The sequence below is a fragment of the Cupriavidus sp. GW822-FHT06G04 genome (assembly GCF_058799075.1).
In genome coordinates this window covers 186,316-206,783 of sequence record NZ_JBXALD010000012.1, presented here as the reverse complement: position 1 = coordinate 206,783, position 20,468 = coordinate 186,316, and the positions used below count along the sequence as shown (strand labels likewise).

Genomic DNA, 20,468 nt, shown 5'->3' with positions numbered 1-20,468 from the left:
TCGCGCGGCGCCAGCACGATCGGTCGCGTGTGACTACCATAGCCCGTCCCTGAATCGAATCCGCGCGGCCTGTGCCGCACGTGAACGCAATGATCCCCTACTCTGTGCTCGACCTTTCACCCATCGCGGAGGGCAGCCAAGCGGCCGACGCCATGCACAACACGCTGGCGCTGGCGCAACATGCCGAACGCCTCGGCTATCGGCGCTTCTGGCTGGCCGAACACCACAACATGCCCGGCATCGCCAGCGCGGCCACGGCCGTGCTGATCGGCTATGTCGCACAGGGCACGTCGACGATTCGCGTGGGCTCCGGCGGCATCATGCTGCCCAACCATTCGCCGCTGGTGGTGGCCGAACAGTTCGGCACGCTGGCTGCGCTATACCCGGGACGCATTGACCTTGGGCTGGGCCGCGCGCCTGGGAGCGACCAGGCGACAGCCCGGGCGCTGCGACGCCATCTCGATCACGACACCGCCGACAGCTTCCCGCAGGACGTCGAGGAACTGCGCGCCTACTTCGACGATCCGCGACCCGGCCAGCGCGTGCGTGCGGTGCCAGGTGCGGGCCTGAAGGTGCCGCTGTGGTTGCTGGGGTCAAGTCTATTCAGCGCGCAGCTTTCGGCGGCGATGGGACTGCCGTTCGCGTTTGCTTCGCATTTCGCGCCCGGTTTCATGCGCCAGGCTGTCGACCTCTATCGACGCACTTTCCGTCCTTCCGAGCAACTCGACCGCCCGCACGTGATGCTTGGGCTCAATGTATTCGCAGCGGATACCGACAGTGAGGCGCGCCGCCTGTTCAGCTCGCTGCAGCAGCAGTTCCTGGCGCTGGTGCGCGGCGCGCCGGGACAACTGAAGCCGCCGGTCGACGACATCGACCGCTTGTGGGATGCGAGCGAGGCGGACCACATCCGTCGCTCGCTGGCGTGTTCGGTGGTTGGAAATCCGGCAGCCGTGCGCGAAGGCATCCAGCGTTTTGTCGACGACCTGCGTCCCGACGAGCTGATGCTGACCGGCCAGATCTACGATCACGAGGCACGCCTGCATTCGTTTGCCATCGCGGCAGACGCCATGCAATCGCTGCAGGCGACGCCGAGCGTCTGAGCGTCTGAACGCCTCGGCGATCAAAAAAAATCCGCGGACCAGCGCCGCGGATTTTTTTGCCGCTTCCCTTGACCTTGCGTGGCTCAGGCGTGCGCGAGCCGGAACGCCGAGACCGCGCGCATCATCGAGTCCGCCTGCTCGGCCAGCGACTGCGCGGCGGCGGCGGCTTCTTCCACCAGCGCGGCGTTCTGCTGCGTCACCGAATCCATCTGCGTCACGGCTTGCCCCACCTGCTCGATACCGGTGCTCTGCTCGGCCGACGCCGCGCTGATTTCGCCCATGATGTCTGTCACGCGCCGCACGGCGTTCACCACTTCCTGCATGGTTTCGCCCGCCTTGCTCACCAGCGTGGAACCGTTGTCCACCTGCGCCACGGAATTGTCGATCAGCGTCTTGATTTCCTTGGCGGCGTTCGCGCTGCGCTGCGCCAGGCTGCGCACCTCGCCGGCCACCACGGCAAAGCCGCGGCCCTGTTCGCCCGCGCGCGCCGCTTCCACCGCTGCGTTCAGCGCCAGGATATTGGTCTGGAATGCAATGCCTTCGATCACGCCGATGATGTCGACGATCTGGCGCGACGCCTGATTGATCGCGCCCATCGTGGAGACCACTTCGCTGACCACCTCGCCGCCGCGATTGGCAATCTCCGATGCATTGACGGCCAGCGCGCTGGCCTGTCGCGCGTTGTCCGCATTCTGGCGCACGATACCGGTGAGCTGCTCCATGCTCGACGCGGTCTGCTCCAGCGCCGACGCCTGTTCCTCGGTGCGCTGCGACAGGTCGTGATTGCCGGCGGAAATCTGGTTCGTCGCCGTCGCAATCGACCCTGCCGCGCCGCGAATGTCGCCCAGCGTGGCGGACAGCCGCTGTTGCATCTGCTGCATGGCCGCCAGCACGCTGTGATTGTCATTGGCACGCACCTGAAGCGGCATGGTCAGGTCGCCGCCCGCGATGCGCGTCACCGCCTCCACCGCGTACGCCGGCTCGCCGCCCAGGCTGCGTTTGACCGTGCGCATGATCAGGCCCATCACGGCGGCAATCAATGCGCCGATCAGCAACGTGCTGACCAGCGCGTTGATCAGGTTGGCGCGGAAGGCGTCTTCGATATCGATCAGGAATACGCCGGTGGCCACGAACCAATCCCAGTCGGCCACATGGCGCCCGTAGGTGAGCTTGCGCTGCGGATTTTCCGTACCGGGAAGGCGGCCTCGATACATCGAAAATCCGGCGTCCTCGCCCGTGGTGCGGCGCGCGCCATCGATAATCGCGCGGTACACGTAGACACCGTCCGGATCCTTGAATTCGCCGACCATATTGCCTTCGGTCTGCGGTAGGCCCGGATTCAGAATGACCTGCGGCTTGGAATCGACCACGAACAGGTAGCCGTTCTGGCCAAACCGCATTGCGCGCAGCGCATCCTTGGCGGCCTTCTGCGCGTCTTCCTTCGTCATGGTGCCCTTGGCCGCGCGCTCGACGTACAGCTTGACGATGCCTTCGCCCGTCGCAACCAGCGACTTCAGGCTGTCGCGGCGCTCGGCCATCATGACCGATTTGGCGTGGAAGGCGTTCCAGGTGCCGAGCGCAAGCAGCAGCAGCCACATGACGGCAAGCGCCGCCCAGAGTTTGGTATTGAGCGTAAGACGGTTCATGATGCGTGCGGGAGTATCCATAAGGCGGGCGTATTGCCTTAGAGATAACGGCATGCTGTGCGCAATTTTTTAGCAGCGTTCTCGCACGCCGGCCCAGGCGCGTGGAAAAATGCACTATCCGTCGCGCGCCACGCGCATGAGCCCTGACCACAACGACCGACATGACCAACATGAGCGTAAAACCGTTTGCCTTCGTCGACCCGCACCCGACCCATGGCGACCCGCTCCAGGACGAACTCGCGCTGCTCGATCACGCCGCGCGGGTCGGACCGGTGGCGCAGTTGTGGGAGGCGCCGCTGTCGCTGGTGATTCCGCGCAGCTATCTGCGCCAGCCGAATATCGAGACGGTGCGAGCCGATTTCGCGGCCAGCGGTTGTCCGGTGTTCTTGCGGATGTCGGGCGGCGGCCTGGTGCCGCAAGGGCCGGGCATCCTCAACATCAGCCTCGCCTATGCGGTGCCCAAGGGCGCCGCCAGCTGGATGGAGCCCGTGTACGTGCATCTGTGCGAAGTCGTCGCCGAAGGCCTGCGCGCCGTTGGCGTCCAAACCCATTGGCAGGCGGTGGAAGGATCGTTCTGCGACGGCCGTTACAACCTCGCCTGGGGCCCACCCGAAGGCGCGCGGAAGATCGCCGGCACCGCGCAATACTGGCGACGGGCGCCAGCCGAGGCGCAGACGCCGGACGGCCAGCGCCATTTGGTGCTTGCGCACGCGGTGCTGCTCGTCGATGTCGATCCGGTGGAAATCAATGCACGCGCCAACGCCTTCGAGGCGGCCATCCAGAGCGGCCGCCACTACGATCCGGCAAAGGTCGTCAGCGTGAAAGAAGCAGCGGGGCTCGGCGACGCGACAGGATTGACCGCTCGCGTGCGCGACGCGATTCGCGACGCCATCCGGCGCATGCCGGCACCGGGGCAATGACCCGGCGCGTCTGCGGCGCTACTGCGCCGCGGTAAAGCGGATGTCGCCGTACCACGCGCGCGCGCGGGCGCCAGTGTTGTCGGAGTCGGTCAGAATCCCGTAGCCGGTCAGCTTGCCGGGCTTTTCGTGAAAGGCGCGCTCGAAATCGCTGGCAACGTTGCGGCGCAGGTTCTGCCATTTGCCCGGCTCGCTGCCCACCACGATCATCTGCACCCGGCTGGTGTGCGGATTCGGGATGATGGTGCCAACCGGCGCGCTGTTGGTCCAGATGTACATCAGCGTGGCATAGGGCAGTTTGTCGCCCGCAGCGCTTGCGGCAACCATTTCGACCCGATCGCCGACCGACAGATTGCTGCTTTGGCCGTCGAAGAAGAACACAAGGCGCGCCGGTGCGTCTTCCTTGTCGCCGACGTTGTTGTCGGCGCCCGGAATCGGCGCCGCCACCTTCCAGCGCCATTTGACCACCGGCGTTTTCGCCAGATCGACATCGCCGGCATGCACCAGTCCGGACGCTGCACCGCTGGCATCGGCCTGCAGCACGGTGGTACCTTGGTCGGCCACCAGTGTGTACTGCGTCAGCTTCTTCCCGGATACGACAGGGCGGTTCTGCCATCCGCCGGGCAGTGCCCCACCCGGCTGCGCCGCGGAGAACGCGACGCCTGGATCGGCTGTCTGCGCCATTGCGGCCGCACAGCAACCGAGCGCACACATCATTGCGAGAAGCGGGGAGCGCAGCATGGATACCACCTTGGTGTCGGGCATATCGTGGAAAGATTCTTTTCGCTCGATCATTCTAGGCAGCCGCGCGCCCCGGTGTTGTGCGGTCAATGCTGAATTTGTGATCGGACTGGCGCTGACAAGCCAGACGTGAAACAGTCAGGGACTGCCGACGGGGCATCTACTGTTTATCCTGTGGCTTCCGTCTTTGTCGCGTCGAATTTATCCTGCCTTGAAGATCACATTATCTGAACGAATGCGCCTGGCTGCGAGCCTCGGCGTGGCCGCAATGCTTTCCTCTTGCGCGCTGGGCCCGGTCACGCCGCTGGACGCCGACACCGCGGCCGGCGTGGCGCCGGTGCGCTTCCTGCTGACTTTCGACGACGGCCCCGACAGCGGCCCCGATGGCAGTACGCCGCTGATCCTGCGGCAGCTTGCCGACAATCCCGTCGCGCCGGGCATCAAGGCGCTGTTCTTTGTCCAGACCGCGCACCCGCGTCGCGGCGGCGGTCAGGCGGGACAGGACCAGATGCGCGCCACCTGCGCGCAAGGCCAGCTGATGGCGGTGCATAGCGGCGTGGTCGAAGGTCATGTCCCGCATACCAAGCTGGCGGCCGACGTGCTGGCCGCTTCGCTGCGCCGCGGCGAGGCCGATATCGTCGCGCAATGCGGCCATGTCACCAAGGTGGTGCGTCCGCCCAACTGGCTGTACAGCAAGGCCACGCTCGCGACGTACCAGGCAACCGGACTCGACATGCTGATGGCCGATGCCAACGCACGCGACGGGAAAATCTATGGCTGGCATATCAGCCTGCGCAGACGCCCGCATATGCGCCATGAACTGGAACGCGTGGGCCAGGCCATGGCGGCGCGGCGGATACCGGTGGTTGACGGCGTGACGCCGGTGATCGTGGCATTTCATGACACCAACGATTTCACCGCGTCGCACATGACGGACTACCTGCAGATTCTCGTCGACACCGCGCGCGATAACGGCTTGCCGCTTGCCGATCCGCCGTTCTATACCGATACAGGCGCGGCCGAGAACGCCGCACTGGCGCGCGCCAGACAGGGCGTCTATGCACGCGACGCCTGGCCCTGAAACCCGCTATGCCTTACACGTCGCAGGGAAATACGTGCGCGAAGCGGAAGTGCTACGCTAACGGCCCGTGGTGCCCTTATCAGGAGAAACACCGTGCCCCGCAAGACCCCCATCGAACGCTATCGAAACATTGGCATCAGCGCGCATATCGACGCCGGCAAGACGACGACGACCGAGCGCATCCTGTTCTATACCGGCGTGAATCACAAGCTGGGCGAGGTGCACGACGGCGCGGCCACCATGGACTGGATGGAGCAGGAGCAGGAGCGCGGCATCACGATCACGTCGGCCGCCACCACGGCATTCTGGAAGGGGATGGCCAACAACTATCCCGAGCACCGCATCAACATCATCGATACCCCGGGCCACGTCGATTTCACGATCGAAGTGGAACGCTCGATGCGCGTGCTCGATGGCGCGTGCATGGTCTATGACGCCGTGGGCGGCGTGCAGCCGCAGTCCGAAACGGTCTGGCGCCAGGCCAACAAGTACAAGGTGCCGCGCATCGCATTCGTCAACAAGATGGATCGCGTCGGCGCCGATTTCTTCCGCGTGCGCGACCAGATTCATTCGCGTCTGAAGGGCAACGCCATTCCCATCCAGATCCCGGTAGGCGCCGAGGACAATTTCCGCGGCGTGGTGGATCTGGTCAAGATGCGCGCGATCGTCTGGGACGACGTCAGCCAGGGTCTGCACTTCGAGTACGTCGAGATTCCGGCCGAACTGCAGGCGACTGCCCAGGAATGGCACGACAAGATGATCGAGGCCGCCGCGGAGGCCAGCGAGGAACTGCTGGACAAATACCTGAGCGGCGAGACGCTGAGCGAGGAAGAAATCAAGGCCGCACTGCGCAAGCGCACGGTGGCCGGCGAAATCGTGCCGATGCTGTGCGGCAGCGCCTTCAAGAACAAGGGCGTGCAGGCCATGCTGGACGCAGTGATCGACTACCTGCCGTCACCGGTCGATGTGCCGGCCATCATGGGCCACACCGAGGACGACAAGGAAGCGGAACGTCATCCCAGCGACGACGAGCCGTTCTCCGCGCTGGCCTTCAAGATCATGACCGATCCGTTCGTCGGCCAGCTGATCTTCTTCCGCGTGTATTCGGGCGTGGTGAATTCCGGCGACACGGTCTACAACCCGGTCAAGGCCAAGCGCGAGCGGCTTGGCCGGATCCTGCAGATGCACGCGAACGTGCGCAACGAAATCAAGGAAGTGCGCGCGGGCGATATCGCCGCCGCGGTGGGCCTGAAGGAAGCCACCACGGGCGACACGCTGTGCGATCCCGACAAGGTCATCATCCTGGAGCGCATGAGCTTCCCGGAGCCGGTGATTTCGCAGGCCGTGGAACCAAAGACCAAGGCGGACCAGGAAAAGATGGGCATCGCGCTGAATCGCCTGGCGCAGGAGGATCCATCGTTCCGCGTGGCCACCGACGAGGAATCCGGCCAGACGATCATCTCCGGCATGGGCGAGCTGCATCTCGAGATCCTGGTGGATCGCATGAAGCGCGAATTCGGCGTGGAAGCATCGGTCGGCAAGCCACAGGTGGCGTATCGCGAAACGATCAAGAGCACCGCCAAGGATGTGGAAGGCAAGTTCGTGAAGCAGTCGGGTGGGCGCGGCCAGTATGGCCACGTGGTGCTGGACTTGGCGCCGCTGCCGCAGGGCGGCGGGTATGAATTCGTCGACGCCATCAAGGGCGGCGTGGTGCCGCGCGAGTACATTCCGGCCGTCGACAAGGGCATCCGCGAAACGCTGGAGTCTGGCGTGCTGGCCGGCTATCCGGTGGTGGACGTCAAGGCCACGCTGGTATTCGGTTCGTACCACGACGTCGACTCGAACGAAAACGCGTTCCGCATGGCTGGCTCGATGGCGTTCAAGGAAGGCATGCGGCGCGCCAAGCCGGTGCTGCTGGAGCCGATGATGGCCGTGGAGGTGGAAACCCCAGAGGAATTCACCGGCAACGTGATGGGCGACCTGTCATCGCGCCGCGGCATCGTGCATGGCATGGAAGACATCTCGGGCGGCGGCGGCAAGATCGTGCGCGCCGAGGTGCCGCTGGCGACGATGTTCGGCTACTCCACATCGCTGCGCTCGCTCACGCAGGGGCGCGCCACCTTCACCATGGAGTTCAAGCATTACGCCGAAGCGCCAGCGAACGTGGCCGAGTCGGTGATCAGCTCGCGCAGGGCCAACTGATATCCGCCGGCGGGCGGCAGGTTTGCGGGCGAGACCTGCCGCACCTCCGGCGGTGCCAATTCGTGGCATGATCGGTCCCGGTCACTCTTCACTTGAAGGAGCGCGTCATGATGGCATTTATCGGCACTTTGTTCGTAGGACTGATCGTCGGTTTGCTCGCGCGGGCCATCAAGCCCGGCGACGACAAGATGGGCTGGATCATGACGATCCTGCTGGGTGTGCTCGGATCGCTCGCCGCGGGCTATGTGGGCCGCGCGATGGGCTTGTACGAGCCGGGCCAACCGGTGGGATGGATCGCGTCGATCATTGGCGCAATCGTGCTGCTGATCATCTACGATATGGTGCGCCGCAAGGCCTGAGGCCGGCCGCCTTCCACCGCAATCACCGCAATCACCGCAATCACCGCAATCACCGCTGGCAGCGCAGCAGCGTGGCATCGCTGCCGGGCGCTGCCATCGCGGTGATCTGCGGCCCAAGCGTGCGCAGCACGCGCACGGCCAGCGCACTGGTGAACGAATAGCGCGCGGCGTAGGGCTCGCGCACGTGCAACGTCACCGTGCCAAAGTAGCGATCCCCCAACAGAAACACAAAGGTTGCGGACCGATTCACGGTGCGCGACGCAATCACGCGGCCGCCGGGGCCGTAGGTCTGGAACACCTGATCGCCCGTGCCAGTCTTGCCGGCAATCTGCAACGGCGCGCCTTGCGGCTGACCCTTGCGGTTGAGCGGCACGAACGCCCCATTGATCGACTTGGCCGTACCGTTCTGCACCACATCGAGCATCGACCTGCGCACCAGGACCGCGATTTCCGGCGCGATCAGCGGCTTGCCCGGCTGCGGCTGCAGGCCGTAGGCGGTGGCATAGGGCGTGTCGGAGGCAAACGAGAACGCGCGGATCGTGGCGGGCTGTGCGTCCACGCCGTTGTTCAGGATGATGCCGGCCAGTTCCGCCAATGCCGACGGCCGATCCCCCGACGCGCCGATCGCGGTCGCGTAGGACGGCGTCAGCGAATCGAACGGATACCCCACGCGTTGCCAGCGCTTGGCAATCTTGACGAACGCCTCGCGCTCCAGCAGCGTGCGGATGCGGCCGTCCTGTCCCAGCTTGCTGCGAGTCTTGAACAGCCAGGCATACACGGTCTGCCGATCGGGCGCGCTGGCGGCGAGGATTTCCTTGAGCGGAGCGTCGGGATGCGTATCGAGATATTCGACCATCCATAGCTCGAGCGGATGAATGCGCGACAGGTAGCCGCGATCGTTGAGATTGAACTTGTCGTGCCCGTACTTCACGTAAAGCGCTTGCAGATCCTCGTCGGCAAGCTTCTGCTTCGGCATCCACCGGCGCAGCGTGCGCGCGTACGTCTCGAAGTCGATATGGGGCCGCACGCTCAGCAGCGTCACGGACAGCCGCACGGCAGCCAGATGCGGCGTGGGCTGCTTGACGCGCCCGAGCAGGACGTCCAGGCGTTCGTCGTTCGTCTTGCCGCGATAGCGCTGCCAGAAGTTCACCATGAACGCGCTGCCTTCCTCATCGGCAAATCGCTCAAGATACGCGCGCCGCCCAGGGTCGTTGCGATCTTCGAGAAGCGACCCCGCCTCGGGATGCGCCCGAAATACTTCGTAGCGCACGATGTCGCGCATCATGCGGATGAACACCAGGTTCACCGAATGCTGGAAGCCGACGCGCACGGTCATCTGGCGCTCGCCTTCCCATTTCTCGAAGTTTGTGAAGCTTTGCATGCCGCCACCGGTGTAGAACGCCTCGCCCGGATTGCCGGAGTATTTACGCTCCATCGCGGCCTCGAGCATCGCGCCGCGCTCGCGCTCGTCCGGCTTTGCCTTGATCAGGTAATCGACGGCCCAGCGCGTCAGCGCATCCTGGCGCGGCACCTGCAGCGCCCGCAGCTGCGCCGGGCTCATGCCCGCATACCGGTCGTGCAATTCGTTGATAATTTCCAGATAGGTCACCAGCGTGCGCAGCTTGGCCGTCGAGCCAAGGTTGAGCCGCGCGCCGGCGTTGATATCGAACGGCTGGTTCACGTTATCGGCCTGCACGCGCACTACCGCCGCGTTGCCCACACGCTCGAACAACGTAAAACTGGCGACCAGCCTGGAAGGATCGTCGCTTTCCTTGAGCAAGTTCTTGCCGTACAGGCCCATCTCGTGCGCCGCTGCCTTGTTGCCGATGCGCAGCAGCGTCTCGGTGGCCTGGCGTTGCGCCTCGCGGTTGATCGTGCTGTCCACCGTCAGATCCAGCCGGTCGAGATCGTATCGGCTGTCGACGCCGATCATGTGCTGCACGTCGTTGCGCACCTGGTTGACTGCCTTGCGCGTGACCCAGGGCGCCGGGTCTTCGCGGCGCGGCGGCGGCGCCTTGTCCAGTTGCTGCGCCAGCGCCGCATCGCGCAGCTCCGGCGTGATCGCGTTGGCGGCGGCCAGCAGGCGCAGATAACTGCCCGTCAGCGCGTCGAGATTGGTGTCGTCGCGGCGCAGGTGATATGACGGGCGCCGTTGCGAGATGATCAGCGACAGCGCGCGCTTGTACGTTTGCGCTTCGCGCGCGGTGGGATGGCGCGGATCCATTTCGCGCAGCAACCGGTTGGCCTCGGCAAAGTCCTCGCCGTACCAGACATAGAGCGCATCGCCGATGCCGTTCACCTCGCCGTGGCCGGCGCGCGCGGACAGCGGCACGGTGTTCAGGTAATCGACAACGATGTTTTCGCGCGCGTGCTGCGTGTCCGGGCCATCCCTGTAGGCGCGTAGTGAAGCCGAGGTCATCTGCCGGAACTTGTCCGGGATCGACTGCGTCTTGCCTTCGGGCGAATGACGGTATTTTTCGATCTGCGTGGCCAGCGTGCTGCCACCCGGCCGTTCGTGATGGCGGTCGACCACGCGGATGCCCTGGTCGATCACCGCGCGCGACAGCCGCCGCCAGTCTACGGCCGGATTCATGGTCGGATACTCGGGGTTCAGCAGCGTCTGGTTCTCGACATACAGCAGCGACGCCACCAGCACCTTCGGGATCGACTCGAAATTGTCGTACTGGCGCTGCGGATAGCGATCCATCGACATGGTCAGCGCGTTGCAGTCGCGCACCAGCAGGCCGGCCTGATTTTTTTCGCGATAGGGCGGGAAAATGCCCTGGTCCATCAGCCGCACCATGTCGAACGACATGCGCGCCTGCGAGGTGGTGACGAAGCCCAGCTTGTGCAGGCGCTCGCCAAATTCGCCGAGGCGTTCGTAGCCCAGGCGTTCGTCGTAGGGACCGGAATGGGGATAGCGGATGCTGTCGCTGGCGCCAGGCTCGATCGAGTACGTCAATGACTTGCCGAGCCGGCTCATGTAACGCGCCTGCCATTGGGACGATCGAACCTCGTTGGCGACGAGGCTCACAACGATGTAGACGCCGCCGCATACGGCGACAGCCATGCCAGCGAGAATCCAGCCACGACGTGACACGTTTCGCATCCGGTTGTGCCGGGCCGCCGTTTCGGCAACCCTGGCGGCTCAAAGCCCACGCCCGGTAGTCATCATCTGACGCCACCAGATGCTTTCATATTACGCGGATCAACGGCAGATTGCGCGGCGGAAGTTGGCTCTCGCACGTATTCAAACGCTACCCGTGCGCGTTGCGCAACAGGCAGCCGGAGCATCACACTGCCACGTCAGATGTGGCGTTGTAGATATTACGCGACAGCCACCGGACGACCGCCGAACGGATAGTTCGGATCGTTGTAGCCGTGCGTCGATGCATGGCCGCGCGGCACCAGTTCGTCCACCATCGATTCTTCCTGCGCCGAGATCGACGCGCCCACCGCACCGAAATAATCCTCGAACTGTGCCAGCGTGCGCGGCCCGGCGATCACGGAACTGACGATCGGATTTGCCAGCACCCACGCAGTGGCAAACTGGCCCGGCGTCAGGCCGCGGCCTTCGGCGTGGGCCTTGAGCGTTTGCGCGATCACCAGCGATTCCTCGCGGAACTCGGTCTCCATCATGCGCTTGTCGGCACGTCCCGCGCGCGAGTCCGTCGCCGGCGCCTGGCCCGGCAGATACTTGCCGGTCAGCACGCCGCGCGCAATCGGGCTGTACGGCACCACGCCCAGGCCGAAATGCTGGCACGCCGGCAGGATCTCCACCTCGGGCATGCGATTGAGCAGGTTGTAGTACGGCTGGCAGGCCACCGGACGCGGCACACCGAGCCTGTCGCACAGCGCGGCGATTTCCGCGATACGCCAGCCACGGAAGTTCGACACGGCCCAATAGCGGATCTTGCCGGCGCGGATCAGATCGCCCATCGCGCGCACGGGCTCTTCCAGGTTCGTCCCCACGAAATCCCGATGCAGGTAGAGGACGTCGACAAAATCGGTGTCCAGGCGCCGCAGGCTGTCTTCCAGCTCGCGCATGATCCAGGTGCGCGAATAGTTCTGCTGGTTCGGCCCGCTGCCCATGGCGTTGCCGAGCTTGGTGGCCAGCACCCACGCGTGGCGATCGCCCTTCAGCAGACGGCCCACCATTTCCTCGGACGCGCCCTTGGTGTAGACGTCGGCGGTATCGATGAAGTTGACGCCGTGCGCACGGGCGCTTGCCACGATCCGGCCGGCCTCGGCTTCATCGGTCTGGTCGCCGAACATCATGGTGCCCAGGCACAGGGCGGACACGTTCAGGTTGCTGGCGCCGAGACGGCGGTACTGCATGTGGAAATCTGGCATGGCAAAAAATCCCCGATGAAGGCCGAAGCAAAGGTAAGCGCCGGCCGCCGCGGCCGGCATCGTGCATTGTGCCGCGTTGTGGCCGGCCTTGCAGACGGGCGCGGACGCTGCGAAGCGGGCGGGACGCCGGCGCAAAAAGAAAAACCGGCACGATCGCTCGTGCCGGTTTCCGTGTACGGCCTGCCCGCCGGGGCGCGGCGTATCAGTCTTCCAGCTTTGGCAGCGCCGCGCTGGTCTTGGTCGACAGCAGGCCCGACTTGGCGTAGGTCTGCAGCTTTTCGCGCGTGTCGACGATATCGAGCGTGCGCATGGTCAGCTGGCCGATGCGATCCAGCGGCGTGAACATCGATTCGCCCTTTTCCATCGTCAGCCGTTCGGGCTTGTAGGTCAGGTTCGGCGACGTCGTGTTCAGGATCGAGTAATCGTTGCCACGGCGCAGTTCGATCGTCACTTCGCCGGTCACGGCGCCAGCCACCCAGCGCTGGGCGGTCTCGCGCAGCATGATCGCCTGCGGGTCGAACCAGCGGCCTTGATACAGCAGGCGGCCCAGGCGGCGGCCGTTGTCGCGGTATTGCTCGATCGTGTCTTCGTTGTGGATGCCGGTGATCAGGCGCTCGTAGGCGATGAACAGCAGCGCCAGCCCCGGGGCTTCGTAGATGCCGCGGCTCTTGGCCTCGATGATGCGGTTCTCGATCTGGTCGCTCATGCCCAGCCCGTGACGGCCGCCGATGACATTGGCTTCCATGAAGAGGTCCACCGCGTTGGCGAACGTCTTGCCATTCAGCGCGACCGGCTGGCCTTCCTCGAAGCGCACGGTCACTTCCTCGCGCTTCACTTCCACGTCATCGCGCCAGAACTGGACGCCCATGATCGGCTGCACGATGCGGATGCCCGAATCGAGATGCTCCAGGTCCTTGGCCTCGTGCGTGGCGCCAAGCATGTTCGAATCGGTCGAATAAGCCTTTTCGGCCGACATCTTGTAGTCATGGCCGTTTTGACGCATGAACTCGGACATTTCGGCGCGGCCGCCCAGTTCGTCGATGAACTGCTGGTCCAGCCACGGCTTGTAGATCTGCAGGCCGGGGTTGGTCAGCAGACCATACCGGTAGAAGCGCTCGATGTCGTTGCCCTTGAAGGTGCTGCCGTCGCCCCAGATGTTGACGCCGTCGTCCTTCATCGCCGCCACCAGCATCGTGCCGGTCACCGCGCGGCCGATCGGCGTGGTGTTGAAGTACGTCACGCCGGCCGTCGAGATATGGAACGCGCCGCATTGCAGCGCGGCGATGCCCTCGGCCACCAGTTGGGCGCGGCAATCCACCAGTCGCGCGGCTTCGGCGCCGTAGGCCATCGCGCGACGCGGGATGTCGTCGTAGTCGGGCTCGTCCGGCTGGCCCAGATTGGCCGTGTACGCGTAGGGGATGGCGCCTTTCTGGCGCATCCAGAGGAGCGCGGCGCTGGTGTCGAGTCCGCCCGAGAAGGCGATTCCGACGCGCTGGCCGGAAGGAATGTGCTGCAGGATGGTAGTCATCGCCAGAAAACCAGGTGAATTTGTCGGCTCTTGGGGCGCCCCCGCACGATCGTGCCGCGCGGCGAGCCGGTCCGGCGCCCGAAACTCGTAACCGTCAATTGTGACATGGCGCAGCGTCAGCGCCAAACGCGGCGGGGCCGAAAATAAATGTGGACATCGTTCGACCGCTCAACTAGTCTTTTGTGGACGGCGTACACAAATGCCGCTTCCGTTCACCGCCCGGCCATATCCGGGTCATAACCCAGCAGGAGATGTCGATGTCTTCGAAAGTCCAGTCGTATCTGTTTTTCGATGGTCGCGCAGAGGAAGCGGCCGAGTTTTACAAGACCGCCATCGGCGCGAAAGTGGAAGGGCTGATGCGGTTCAAGGATGCTCCGCCCGACGCGGGCCCCGGTTGCGGACCGGGCGCGGGCAACGCCGACAAGGTCATGCATATGGCGCTGCAGATTGGCGACACCACGGTGATGGGCTCCGATGGCGAATGCAAGGGCAACACCGAATTCAAGGGCTTTGCGCTGTCGATCACGGTGCCGACCGGCGCGGAAGTCGACAAGACGATCAACGCGCTGGCCCAGGGTGGCCAGGTCGTGATGCCAGCCGCAGCCACTTTCTTCAGCGAGCGATTCGGCATGGTGGCCGACAAGTTCGGCATCACGTGGATGGTGCTCGTGCCGACCAAGGAATAGCCTGCGCCCACGGATCGGGCGGGGCGGGGGCGCAGGTTGGATGGGGCAACCGCGTCCCGCGTACAATGCGCGGCCAACCGGAGAAACGCGCATGGAATCCCGCCTGACCGATCTCGAAATCAAGGTCGCCTTCCAGGAGGACCTGATCGAAACGCTGAACCTCACCGTCGCCCGCCAGCAGCAACAACTGGATCTTCTGCAAGCCCAGTTCCGCGCCCTCTATCAGCAGGTGCGGTCCAGCGCGTCGAACGCATCGACCGCCGCCGAGACCGATCCGCACCACGAGATCCCGCCGCATTATTGAGTCGCCCGCGCCGCCGGCGTCACATTCCGGAACGATGGCCTGCCCTGCCCGGTCACACCGGCTATCGACCACGACCACGCGCTCCGATTTCATGATCCTGACTGCGATTGCGAAGATGTTCCCGCGGCGGCTGGCGGCCCTGGTTTTTGCCGCGTCCGCGCTTGGCACGGCACACGCCGCCTACAACGTCTGGACTGGCGAATACACATTCACCAAGGCAGAACTGCAGAGCGCCGTCGACCAGCGGTTCCCGACCACGCTGCGCTACGGCGAACTGGTCAGCGTCCAGCTGTCCCATCCGCGCCTGGTGCTGGACGAGGCCACCAATCGCGTTGCGACCAAGGTGGACGCCGCCATGACCAATACAGTGATTCCCTCGCCGCCGATCAACGGCACCATGACGCTCAACAGCGGACTACGCTACGACGCCACGCGGCGCGCGGTGTTGCTGGACAATCCGACGGTGCAGGACGTACAGGTGCAGGGCATGGCCCAGTATTCCCAGCAGCTCAATGCGATCGGCGCGGTGGTGGCCGAGCAGTTGCTCAAGGACTACCCGGTGCACACCTTCAAACCCGAGGAATTGCGCTTCAACGGCAAGGACGTCGAACCGGGCGCCATCACTGTCGCGCCAGACGGCATTCGCGTGCAGGTCAACCTGCGCTAGCGCTGCGGCGGCCGGCAACCGCCGCGCAACGCCGCCGCAAGTCCTGCGCCCTTGTGACGGCAATCGCCAGCGCCGCAGGCCTTGCCATCGCCCGATCCCATCGTCACTGCGCAGCGAGGCCCAGCGCCGCAGCCAGCCCGGCCAGCGCCGGGCCGATCGGCGCGGCCACCTTCAGCGTCAGCAATGGATCGGCGCGGGTGGTTCCCAGATTGAGCGCGGCAATGGGAATGCCGCGCTCGCGAGCCCAGAGACAGAACCGATACCCCGAAAACACCGTCAGCGACGAGCCAATGACCAGCATGGCGTCGGAAGCATCGAGCGCGGCGCGGCCGGCTTGCACCCTGTCGCGCGGGACCGATTCGCCAAAGAACACCACATCGGGCTTGAGCACGCCTTCGCAGACATTGCAGATCGGCACCGCGAAGTTATCGAACAGCGGCGACTCCAGATGCGCATCGCCATCGGCGGCCGGCAGCGCGTCGATATCGCGGAAATCGGGATTGTGCTGCCACAGCCAGCGCTGGATATCGGCGCGCTCGTATCGGGTGGCGCAGGACAGACAGATCACCTTGCCGATACTGCCGTGCAACTCGATCACGTCCCGGCTTCCCGCGCGCTGATGCAGGCCGTCCACGTTCTGCGTGACCAGCGCTGACACACGTCCGGCATCGCCAAGACGCGCCACCACGCGGTGGCTCACGTTCGGCTGCGCGCTCGCCGCCACGGGCCAGCCCACCATGCTGCGCGCCCAATAGCGCTGGCGTGCGGCATGGCCGCTCATGAACGCGCTGATGGTCATCGGCGCCGAACGTTGCCAGCGGCCCTGTTCGTCGCGATAGCCGGGAATGCCGGAATCGGTGCTGATGCCCGCGCCGGTCAGCACGAACAGGCGCGGATGGCGTTGCACGAAGTCGGCAAGCGCGCCGGAAAGATCGACGGCGATATGCTGGTCCACGATTCAGGAGGCCGTGTCGATGCGCACGCGCCCGGCCTGGCGGGCCTCCCAGGCCTTCAGTTCCTGCCGATAGCGTTCCATTTCATCGTTGTAGAAATCGAACACACAGGGGTCGCACCCGCTCTGGCAGCACTCGTTGTCGCCGGGACGCTCTGGCGGCAAGGGTTTGGGGTCGGCGGGAGCAGGAAACGTCTCGTGGCTGGACACGGCAAATGCAAGGAAAAGCGGGGACCGCGCCAGTATATGCCGCTTGCGCAAAGTGGATGGGGCCGGGCAACGGTGCGCAAGGGCACACGTCTGAATTTGATCTTCACGATTCAGCGCGCATGATGAATTGTTTCGCGCAAGCAGTGCGCGCGCGCCACGACTGCTAGTGTTGCGGCACATCGGTATCGCCAATCTCTTGCCATGGTCCTTGCCTCGCGGGTCCCGTCTCTGTTGCGTCAGGCCACCCACTGGTCGGCAAGGGTGCGCGCGACGCTTGCGACGCTGTGCGTCGCGGCGGCGTGGTCCGCGATGCCAACCGCCAACGCGGCCGAGGCAGGCCGCCAGTTGCTGCCGCCCCCCAATCCGGCGCCCACTGCACCGGCGCCGTTGGCGCCAGCCGATCCCAATACCGCCATCGTCAAGCCGGTTGGTCCGCCGCATCCGGTCGGACGGCCAAAGATCTGCGTGGTGCTGTCCGGCGGCGGCGCGCGCGGCGCTGCCCATATCGGCGTGCTGAAGGTGCTCGAAGCGCTGCGCGTGCCGATCGACTGCATTGCGGGCACCAGCATGGGATCGCTGGTCGGCGGCGCCTATGCCACGGGCATGAGCATCGAGGACATGGAAAAGCTGGTTGGCACCCTGTCGACCGATGCGATCTTCAAGGAACGCCCGCCGCGTCAGGATCTGGCGATTCGCCGCAAGATCGACGACCACACCAATCTAGTGACGCCGGAGATCGGTGTGCGCGGCGACGGGCTGCTGCTGCCCAAGGGGGTGGTTTCGGGCGTGCAACTGGAAACCGTGCTGCGCCAGTTGGCCAACGCGCCGGGCTATCGCGATTTCGACGCGCTGCCGATTCCCTACCGGGCCGTCGCCACCGATCTGGTCACCGGCACGCCCGTGGTGTTCAGCGAGGGCGAACTGGCCAACGTGATGCGCGCCAGCATGTCGGTGCCCGGCGCCGTGGCGCCGATGGAATATCAGGGCAAGCTGCTGGTCGATGGCGGCCTGACCGACAACCTGCCCGTGGACGTCGCGCGTGCAATGGGCGCCGACATCATCATCGCGGTAAACCTCGGCACGCCGCTGATGAAGCGCGACGAACTGACCTCGCTGATCGGCGTGACGGGACAGATGCTCAATATCCTGACCGAGCAGAACGTCCGTACATCGCTGGCGTCCCTGAAGCCGGACGATATCCTGATCCTGCCCGAGCTCGGCGATTTCTCTGCAAGCGATTTCAATCACCTGCCCAAGACCATCCCGATCGGCGAAGATGCGGCGCGTCGCCAGTCCGATCGCCTGGCCGTACTGTCACTGCCACCGGACCAGTACGCGCAGCTGCGCACCGTCCAGCGCGCGCTGCCCCCGCCAGATCCGCGCCCGGCCGACGAGATCCGCTTCGCCCCGATGGAACGCGTGAATCCAAAGTTCGCGGCCGCCACGATGGAAACCCGCCCCGGGGAGCCGATCACGCAGGAAACCCTCGATCGCGACATGCGGCGGCTGTTTGGCACCGGCGATTTCGAGCATGTGAACTATCGCTTCCTGGAAGAGCCCGGCAAGCACGTGATGGCCGTCGATGCCGTGGAAAAAACGTACGGCCCCAACTACCTGCGCTTCGGGCTCGGCTTGAGTTCCGATTTCCGCGGCAACGCCTATTTCAATCTGCTGGCCAGCTACCGCCGCACGTGGCTCAACTCGCTGGGCGCGGAATGGCGCAACGATGTGCAGGTGGGCCAGACATCGAGCCTGATCAGCGAGTTCTACCAGCCGCTCGACACGCGCCAGCTGTTCTTTGTGGCGCCACGCATCGAACTGGAGAGACGACCAGTCAATGTCTACAACGGCAACAACAAGATTGCCGAGTATGACTTGCGCCGGACCGACTTCGCGTTCGATGTCGGCAGCCAGTTCACCAAGTACGGCGAGGCCCGCGTCGGCGTGGTGATCGGCCACCAGAACGTGTCGTTGTCCACCGGGCCTGTCTCGCTGGCGCCGGCCACCACGAACAGCATCGATCGCCGCGCCATCACCGGCCGATTGTTATTCGACCAGCTCGACAGCATCAACTTCCCGCGCTTCGGCTATGGCGGCACGCTGAACATTTATTCGTCGCAGGGCTCGATGGGGGCGACCAATACCTATACCAAAGGCGAAATCACGGCCACCGGCGCGTATTCGTCCGGCAATCACACCGTGAATATCGGCGTGCGCGCCGGCAGCAATATCGGCGGCCCCGGGCTGCCGCGCTACGACCTGTTCCAGTGGGGTGGATTCCTGCAGCAGTCGGGCTATAGCACCGGCCAACTGATTGGCGGCAATCTCCAGTTTGCGCGGCTGGTGTATTACAACAGGCTTGCCAATCAGCCCCTGCTCGATGGCGTCTACGCCGGCGCGTCGCTGGAAGCCGGTCGCGTCGGCGCGCCGCTGGCGCCCGCGAATCCCACCGGCCTGCTGAAGTCCGCATCGGTCTTTCTGGGAGTGGACAGCCTGATCGGGCCGCTCTACCTGGCATACGGCCGCGCCGCGGGCGGGCAGTACGCGTTCTACCTTTTCCTCGGAAAACCCTGACCGCCGGTCGGTCGTCCGCAGAGCACAAAGCGCCTAACGCCGGACCCCCTCCGAAGTTGTATGTAATGTCTTTGTGCAGTTGTCTATACTCATTTTTGTCGCCAAGACCCCCGTCTTGACAGACACCCCCTTCCCCCGTCGCCGTCGCATCGGCGACATTTTTTTGCCCAAAATTCGGCAATCGTCCTGCCGCGGCGGTAAGATGCGCGATTATCGAACGCCGCATGTTCCCCTGTTTCATGGACGCCCCCAGCCCCCTCAATATCAAGCCCGCGCAGGCCGACACGGTGCGCGCCGCGCATCCCCCGGCAGATATCCTCAACAGCTTTGCCGGCGATCCGAATTTCATGCTGTCGCTTGCGCGCGGTCTGACCGTGCTCGAAGCTTTTTCCGAGCGCAAGCGGCCGCTCACGATTTCGCAGGTGGCGCAGCGCACGCAACTGTCGCGCGCCTCGGTCCGCCGGTGCCTGTACACGTTGGAGCAACTGGGCTATGTGAGCCAGCAGGATGGCCACTTCGCGCTGCGTCCGCGCGTGCTGCATCTGGGCCACGCCTATTTCTCGTCGACCTCGCTGGTATCGCTGGCGCAGCCGATCCTGGACAGCCTCAGCGCGCGCGTTCATGAAACGTCGGCGTTGGCGATCCTGGATGGCATCGACATTCTGTATCTGGTGCGCTCGGAAGTGCAGCGCGTGTTGACGCACGCACTTGGCATGGGCAGCCGCCTGCCAGCCTATTGCACGTCGACGGGCCGCCTGTTGTTGGCGCACCAGCCCGACGCCGTGCTCGAAGCATTCTTCGAACATGCCGAACTGCGGCCGCGTACGCTGCTGACCAAGGTCTCGCGCCCGGAACTCGAGGCCGCCTTCGAACGCGCGCGCGAACTGGATTACGTACTGATCGACGAGGAACTGGAGCCCGGCCTGCGGGCGATTGCCGTGCCGGTGCGCTCGCAGACGGGCGCGGTAGTGGCAGCCATCAGCGTCAGCGTCAAGGCCAACAAGGTGGGCGAATCTGAAATGGTGGCGCGGCTGCTCGGCCCGATGCGGGAAGCCGCCGCCGCCATCGGCAAGCTGGTCGGAACCTGACGGCACGCAGCGCGCGCCAGCGCGCCATCAGCAGCACGCGGTCTTGCGGCGGGGCCGTTT

At 64.9% G+C, this 20,468-nt stretch carries 18 protein-coding genes; 11 read left to right on the top strand and 7 right to left on the bottom strand.

Annotated features, from left to right (window positions below; genetic code table 11):
* The first annotated feature begins 89 nt into the window (after positions 1–89).
* Positions 90–1,100 (top strand): LLM class flavin-dependent oxidoreductase, encoded by a 1,011-nt coding sequence (locus tag AC1RKI_RS24580; protein ID WP_061957651.1) that lies wholly within the window; start codon positions 90–92, stop codon positions 1,098–1,100.
* An 83-nt stretch (positions 1,101–1,183) separates the two neighbouring features.
* On the opposite strand, the gene AC1RKI_RS24575 is transcribed toward AC1RKI_RS24580, so the two are convergent.
* Entirely contained in the window at positions 1,184–2,746 is a 1,563-nt protein-coding gene (locus AC1RKI_RS24575; RefSeq protein ID WP_492797676.1) for a methyl-accepting chemotaxis protein, read from the bottom strand.
* A gap of 170 nt (positions 2,747–2,916) precedes the next feature.
* Between AC1RKI_RS24575 and AC1RKI_RS24570 the strand changes: the two genes are divergently transcribed.
* The gene (locus tag AC1RKI_RS24570; RefSeq protein WP_492797678.1) at positions 2,917–3,666 is read left to right on the top strand and encodes a lipoyl protein ligase domain-containing protein; all 750 of its coding nucleotides are present in this window, start codon (positions 2,917–2,919) and stop codon (positions 3,664–3,666) included.
* An 18-nt stretch (positions 3,667–3,684) separates the two neighbouring features.
* On the opposite strand, the gene AC1RKI_RS24565 is transcribed toward AC1RKI_RS24570, so the two are convergent.
* The gene (locus tag AC1RKI_RS24565; RefSeq protein WP_150982098.1) at positions 3,685–4,347 is read right to left on the bottom strand and encodes a DUF3047 domain-containing protein; all 663 of its coding nucleotides are present in this window, start codon (positions 4,345–4,347) and stop codon (positions 3,685–3,687) included.
* Positions 4,348–4,402: 55 nt separating this feature from the next.
* Between AC1RKI_RS24565 and AC1RKI_RS24560 the strand changes: the two genes are divergently transcribed.
* The 4 genes from AC1RKI_RS24560 to AC1RKI_RS24545 all read left to right on the top strand — a co-directional run bounded on the left by AC1RKI_RS24560 (position 4,403) and on the right by AC1RKI_RS24545 (position 8,046).
* A complete protein-coding gene (locus AC1RKI_RS24560) occupies positions 4,403–4,537 on the top strand; it encodes a hypothetical protein (protein WP_492797680.1) in 135 nt (44 codons plus the stop codon).
* A 135-nt stretch (positions 4,538–4,672) separates the two neighbouring features.
* Complete coding sequence (locus tag AC1RKI_RS24555; RefSeq protein ID WP_492797682.1) at positions 4,673–5,485, top strand: polysaccharide deacetylase family protein; 813 nt, start codon at positions 4,673–4,675, stop codon at positions 5,483–5,485.
* Between the two features lie 93 nt (positions 5,486–5,578).
* On the top strand, positions 5,579–7,687 hold the full coding sequence (gene fusA / locus AC1RKI_RS24550) for an elongation factor G (protein ID WP_061957648.1): 2,109 nt from the start codon (positions 5,579–5,581) through the stop codon (positions 7,685–7,687).
* Positions 7,688–7,794: 107 nt separating this feature from the next.
* Positions 7,795–8,046, top strand: a complete 252-nt coding sequence (locus tag AC1RKI_RS24545) for a GlsB/YeaQ/YmgE family stress response membrane protein (RefSeq protein WP_061957668.1) — start codon at positions 7,795–7,797, stop codon at positions 8,044–8,046.
* 49 nt (positions 8,047–8,095) lie between these two features.
* Here AC1RKI_RS24545 and AC1RKI_RS24540 read toward each other — a convergent pair whose 3' ends face one another.
* The 3 genes from AC1RKI_RS24540 to argG all read right to left on the bottom strand — a co-directional run bounded on the left by AC1RKI_RS24540 (position 8,096) and on the right by argG (position 13,927).
* Positions 8,096–11,116: a transglycosylase domain-containing protein gene (locus AC1RKI_RS24540; RefSeq protein WP_492797684.1), complete on the bottom strand. Its 3,021-nt coding sequence runs from the start codon at positions 11,114–11,116 to the stop codon at positions 8,096–8,098.
* 257 nt (positions 11,117–11,373) lie between these two features.
* Positions 11,374–12,399, bottom strand: coding sequence for an aldo/keto reductase (locus tag AC1RKI_RS24535; protein ID WP_061957647.1), 1,026 nt, complete (start codon positions 12,397–12,399; stop codon positions 11,374–11,376).
* Positions 12,400–12,601: 202 nt separating this feature from the next.
* Positions 12,602–13,927: an argininosuccinate synthase gene (gene argG, locus AC1RKI_RS24530; RefSeq protein ID WP_061957646.1), complete on the bottom strand. Its 1,326-nt coding sequence runs from the start codon at positions 13,925–13,927 to the stop codon at positions 12,602–12,604.
* Between the two features lie 257 nt (positions 13,928–14,184).
* Between argG and AC1RKI_RS24525 the strand changes: the two genes are divergently transcribed.
* From AC1RKI_RS24525 to AC1RKI_RS24515, 3 genes are all read left to right on the top strand, one after another.
* Positions 14,185–14,613 (top strand): VOC family protein, encoded by a 429-nt coding sequence (locus tag AC1RKI_RS24525; protein ID WP_061957666.1) that lies wholly within the window; start codon positions 14,185–14,187, stop codon positions 14,611–14,613.
* A 91-nt stretch (positions 14,614–14,704) separates the two neighbouring features.
* Complete coding sequence (locus tag AC1RKI_RS24520) at positions 14,705–14,917, top strand: SlyX family protein (RefSeq protein ID WP_492797687.1); 213 nt, start codon at positions 14,705–14,707, stop codon at positions 14,915–14,917.
* Positions 14,918–15,008: 91 nt separating this feature from the next.
* Positions 15,009–15,584 (top strand): DUF1439 domain-containing protein, encoded by a 576-nt coding sequence (locus tag AC1RKI_RS24515; protein ID WP_061957644.1) that lies wholly within the window; start codon positions 15,009–15,011, stop codon positions 15,582–15,584.
* A gap of 103 nt (positions 15,585–15,687) precedes the next feature.
* Here AC1RKI_RS24515 and AC1RKI_RS24510 read toward each other — a convergent pair whose 3' ends face one another.
* Both AC1RKI_RS24510 and AC1RKI_RS24505 read right to left on the bottom strand, forming a co-directional pair.
* Positions 15,688–16,542 carry an NAD-dependent protein deacetylase gene (locus AC1RKI_RS24510; protein ID WP_150982094.1) on the bottom strand — a complete coding sequence of 285 codons (855 nt, stop codon included), beginning with the start codon at positions 16,540–16,542 and terminating at the stop codon, positions 15,688–15,690.
* Positions 16,543–16,746: an oxidoreductase-like domain-containing protein gene (locus AC1RKI_RS24505; protein ID WP_223506002.1), complete on the bottom strand. Its 204-nt coding sequence runs from the start codon at positions 16,744–16,746 to the stop codon at positions 16,543–16,545.
* Positions 16,747–17,055: 309 nt separating this feature from the next.
* Here AC1RKI_RS24505 and AC1RKI_RS24500 point away from each other — a divergent pair, with 309 nt between their 5' ends.
* Positions 17,056–19,320 (top strand): patatin-like phospholipase family protein, encoded by a 2,265-nt coding sequence (locus AC1RKI_RS24500; protein ID WP_492797689.1) that lies wholly within the window; start codon positions 17,056–17,058, stop codon positions 19,318–19,320.
* Positions 19,321–19,559: 239 nt separating this feature from the next.
* Positions 19,560–20,408: an IclR family transcriptional regulator domain-containing protein gene (locus tag AC1RKI_RS24495; protein ID WP_061957642.1), complete on the top strand. Its 849-nt coding sequence runs from the start codon at positions 19,560–19,562 to the stop codon at positions 20,406–20,408.
* Positions 20,409–20,468: the final 60 nt, after the last annotated feature.

Excerpts from the sequence above, each read along its gene's own strand:
- AC1RKI_RS24580 (WP_061957651.1), top strand. The coding sequence starts at position 90 with ATGATCCCCTACTCTGTGCTCGACCTTTCACCCATCGCGGAGGGCAGC.
- AC1RKI_RS24575 (WP_492797676.1), bottom strand. The coding sequence starts at position 2,746 with ATGAACCGTCTTACGCTCAATACCAAACTCTGGGCGGCGCTTGCCGTC.
- AC1RKI_RS24570 (WP_492797678.1), top strand. The coding sequence starts at position 2,917 with ATGAGCGTAAAACCGTTTGCCTTCGTCGACCCGCACCCGACCCATGGC.
- AC1RKI_RS24565 (WP_150982098.1), bottom strand. The coding sequence starts at position 4,347 with ATGGCGCAGACAGCCGATCCAGGCGTCGCGTTCTCCGCGGCGCAGCCG.
- AC1RKI_RS24560 (WP_492797680.1), top strand. The coding sequence starts at position 4,403 with ATGGATACCACCTTGGTGTCGGGCATATCGTGGAAAGATTCTTTTCGC.
- AC1RKI_RS24555 (WP_492797682.1), top strand. The coding sequence starts at position 4,673 with ATGCTTTCCTCTTGCGCGCTGGGCCCGGTCACGCCGCTGGACGCCGAC.
- AC1RKI_RS24545 (WP_061957668.1), top strand. The coding sequence starts at position 7,795 with ATGATGGCATTTATCGGCACTTTGTTCGTAGGACTGATCGTCGGTTTG.
- AC1RKI_RS24540 (WP_492797684.1), bottom strand. The coding sequence starts at position 11,116 with ATGGCTGTCGCCGTATGCGGCGGCGTCTACATCGTTGTGAGCCTCGTC.
- AC1RKI_RS24535 (WP_061957647.1), bottom strand. The coding sequence starts at position 12,399 with ATGCCAGATTTCCACATGCAGTACCGCCGTCTCGGCGCCAGCAACCTG.
- argG (WP_061957646.1), bottom strand. The coding sequence starts at position 13,927 with ATGACTACCATCCTGCAGCACATTCCTTCCGGCCAGCGCGTCGGAATC.
- AC1RKI_RS24525 (WP_061957666.1), top strand. The coding sequence starts at position 14,185 with ATGTCTTCGAAAGTCCAGTCGTATCTGTTTTTCGATGGTCGCGCAGAG.
- AC1RKI_RS24520 (WP_492797687.1), top strand. The coding sequence starts at position 14,705 with ATGGAATCCCGCCTGACCGATCTCGAAATCAAGGTCGCCTTCCAGGAG.
- AC1RKI_RS24515 (WP_061957644.1), top strand. The coding sequence starts at position 15,009 with ATGATCCTGACTGCGATTGCGAAGATGTTCCCGCGGCGGCTGGCGGCC.
- AC1RKI_RS24500 (WP_492797689.1), top strand. The coding sequence starts at position 17,056 with ATGCCAACCGCCAACGCGGCCGAGGCAGGCCGCCAGTTGCTGCCGCCC.
- AC1RKI_RS24495 (WP_061957642.1), top strand. The coding sequence starts at position 19,560 with ATGGACGCCCCCAGCCCCCTCAATATCAAGCCCGCGCAGGCCGACACG.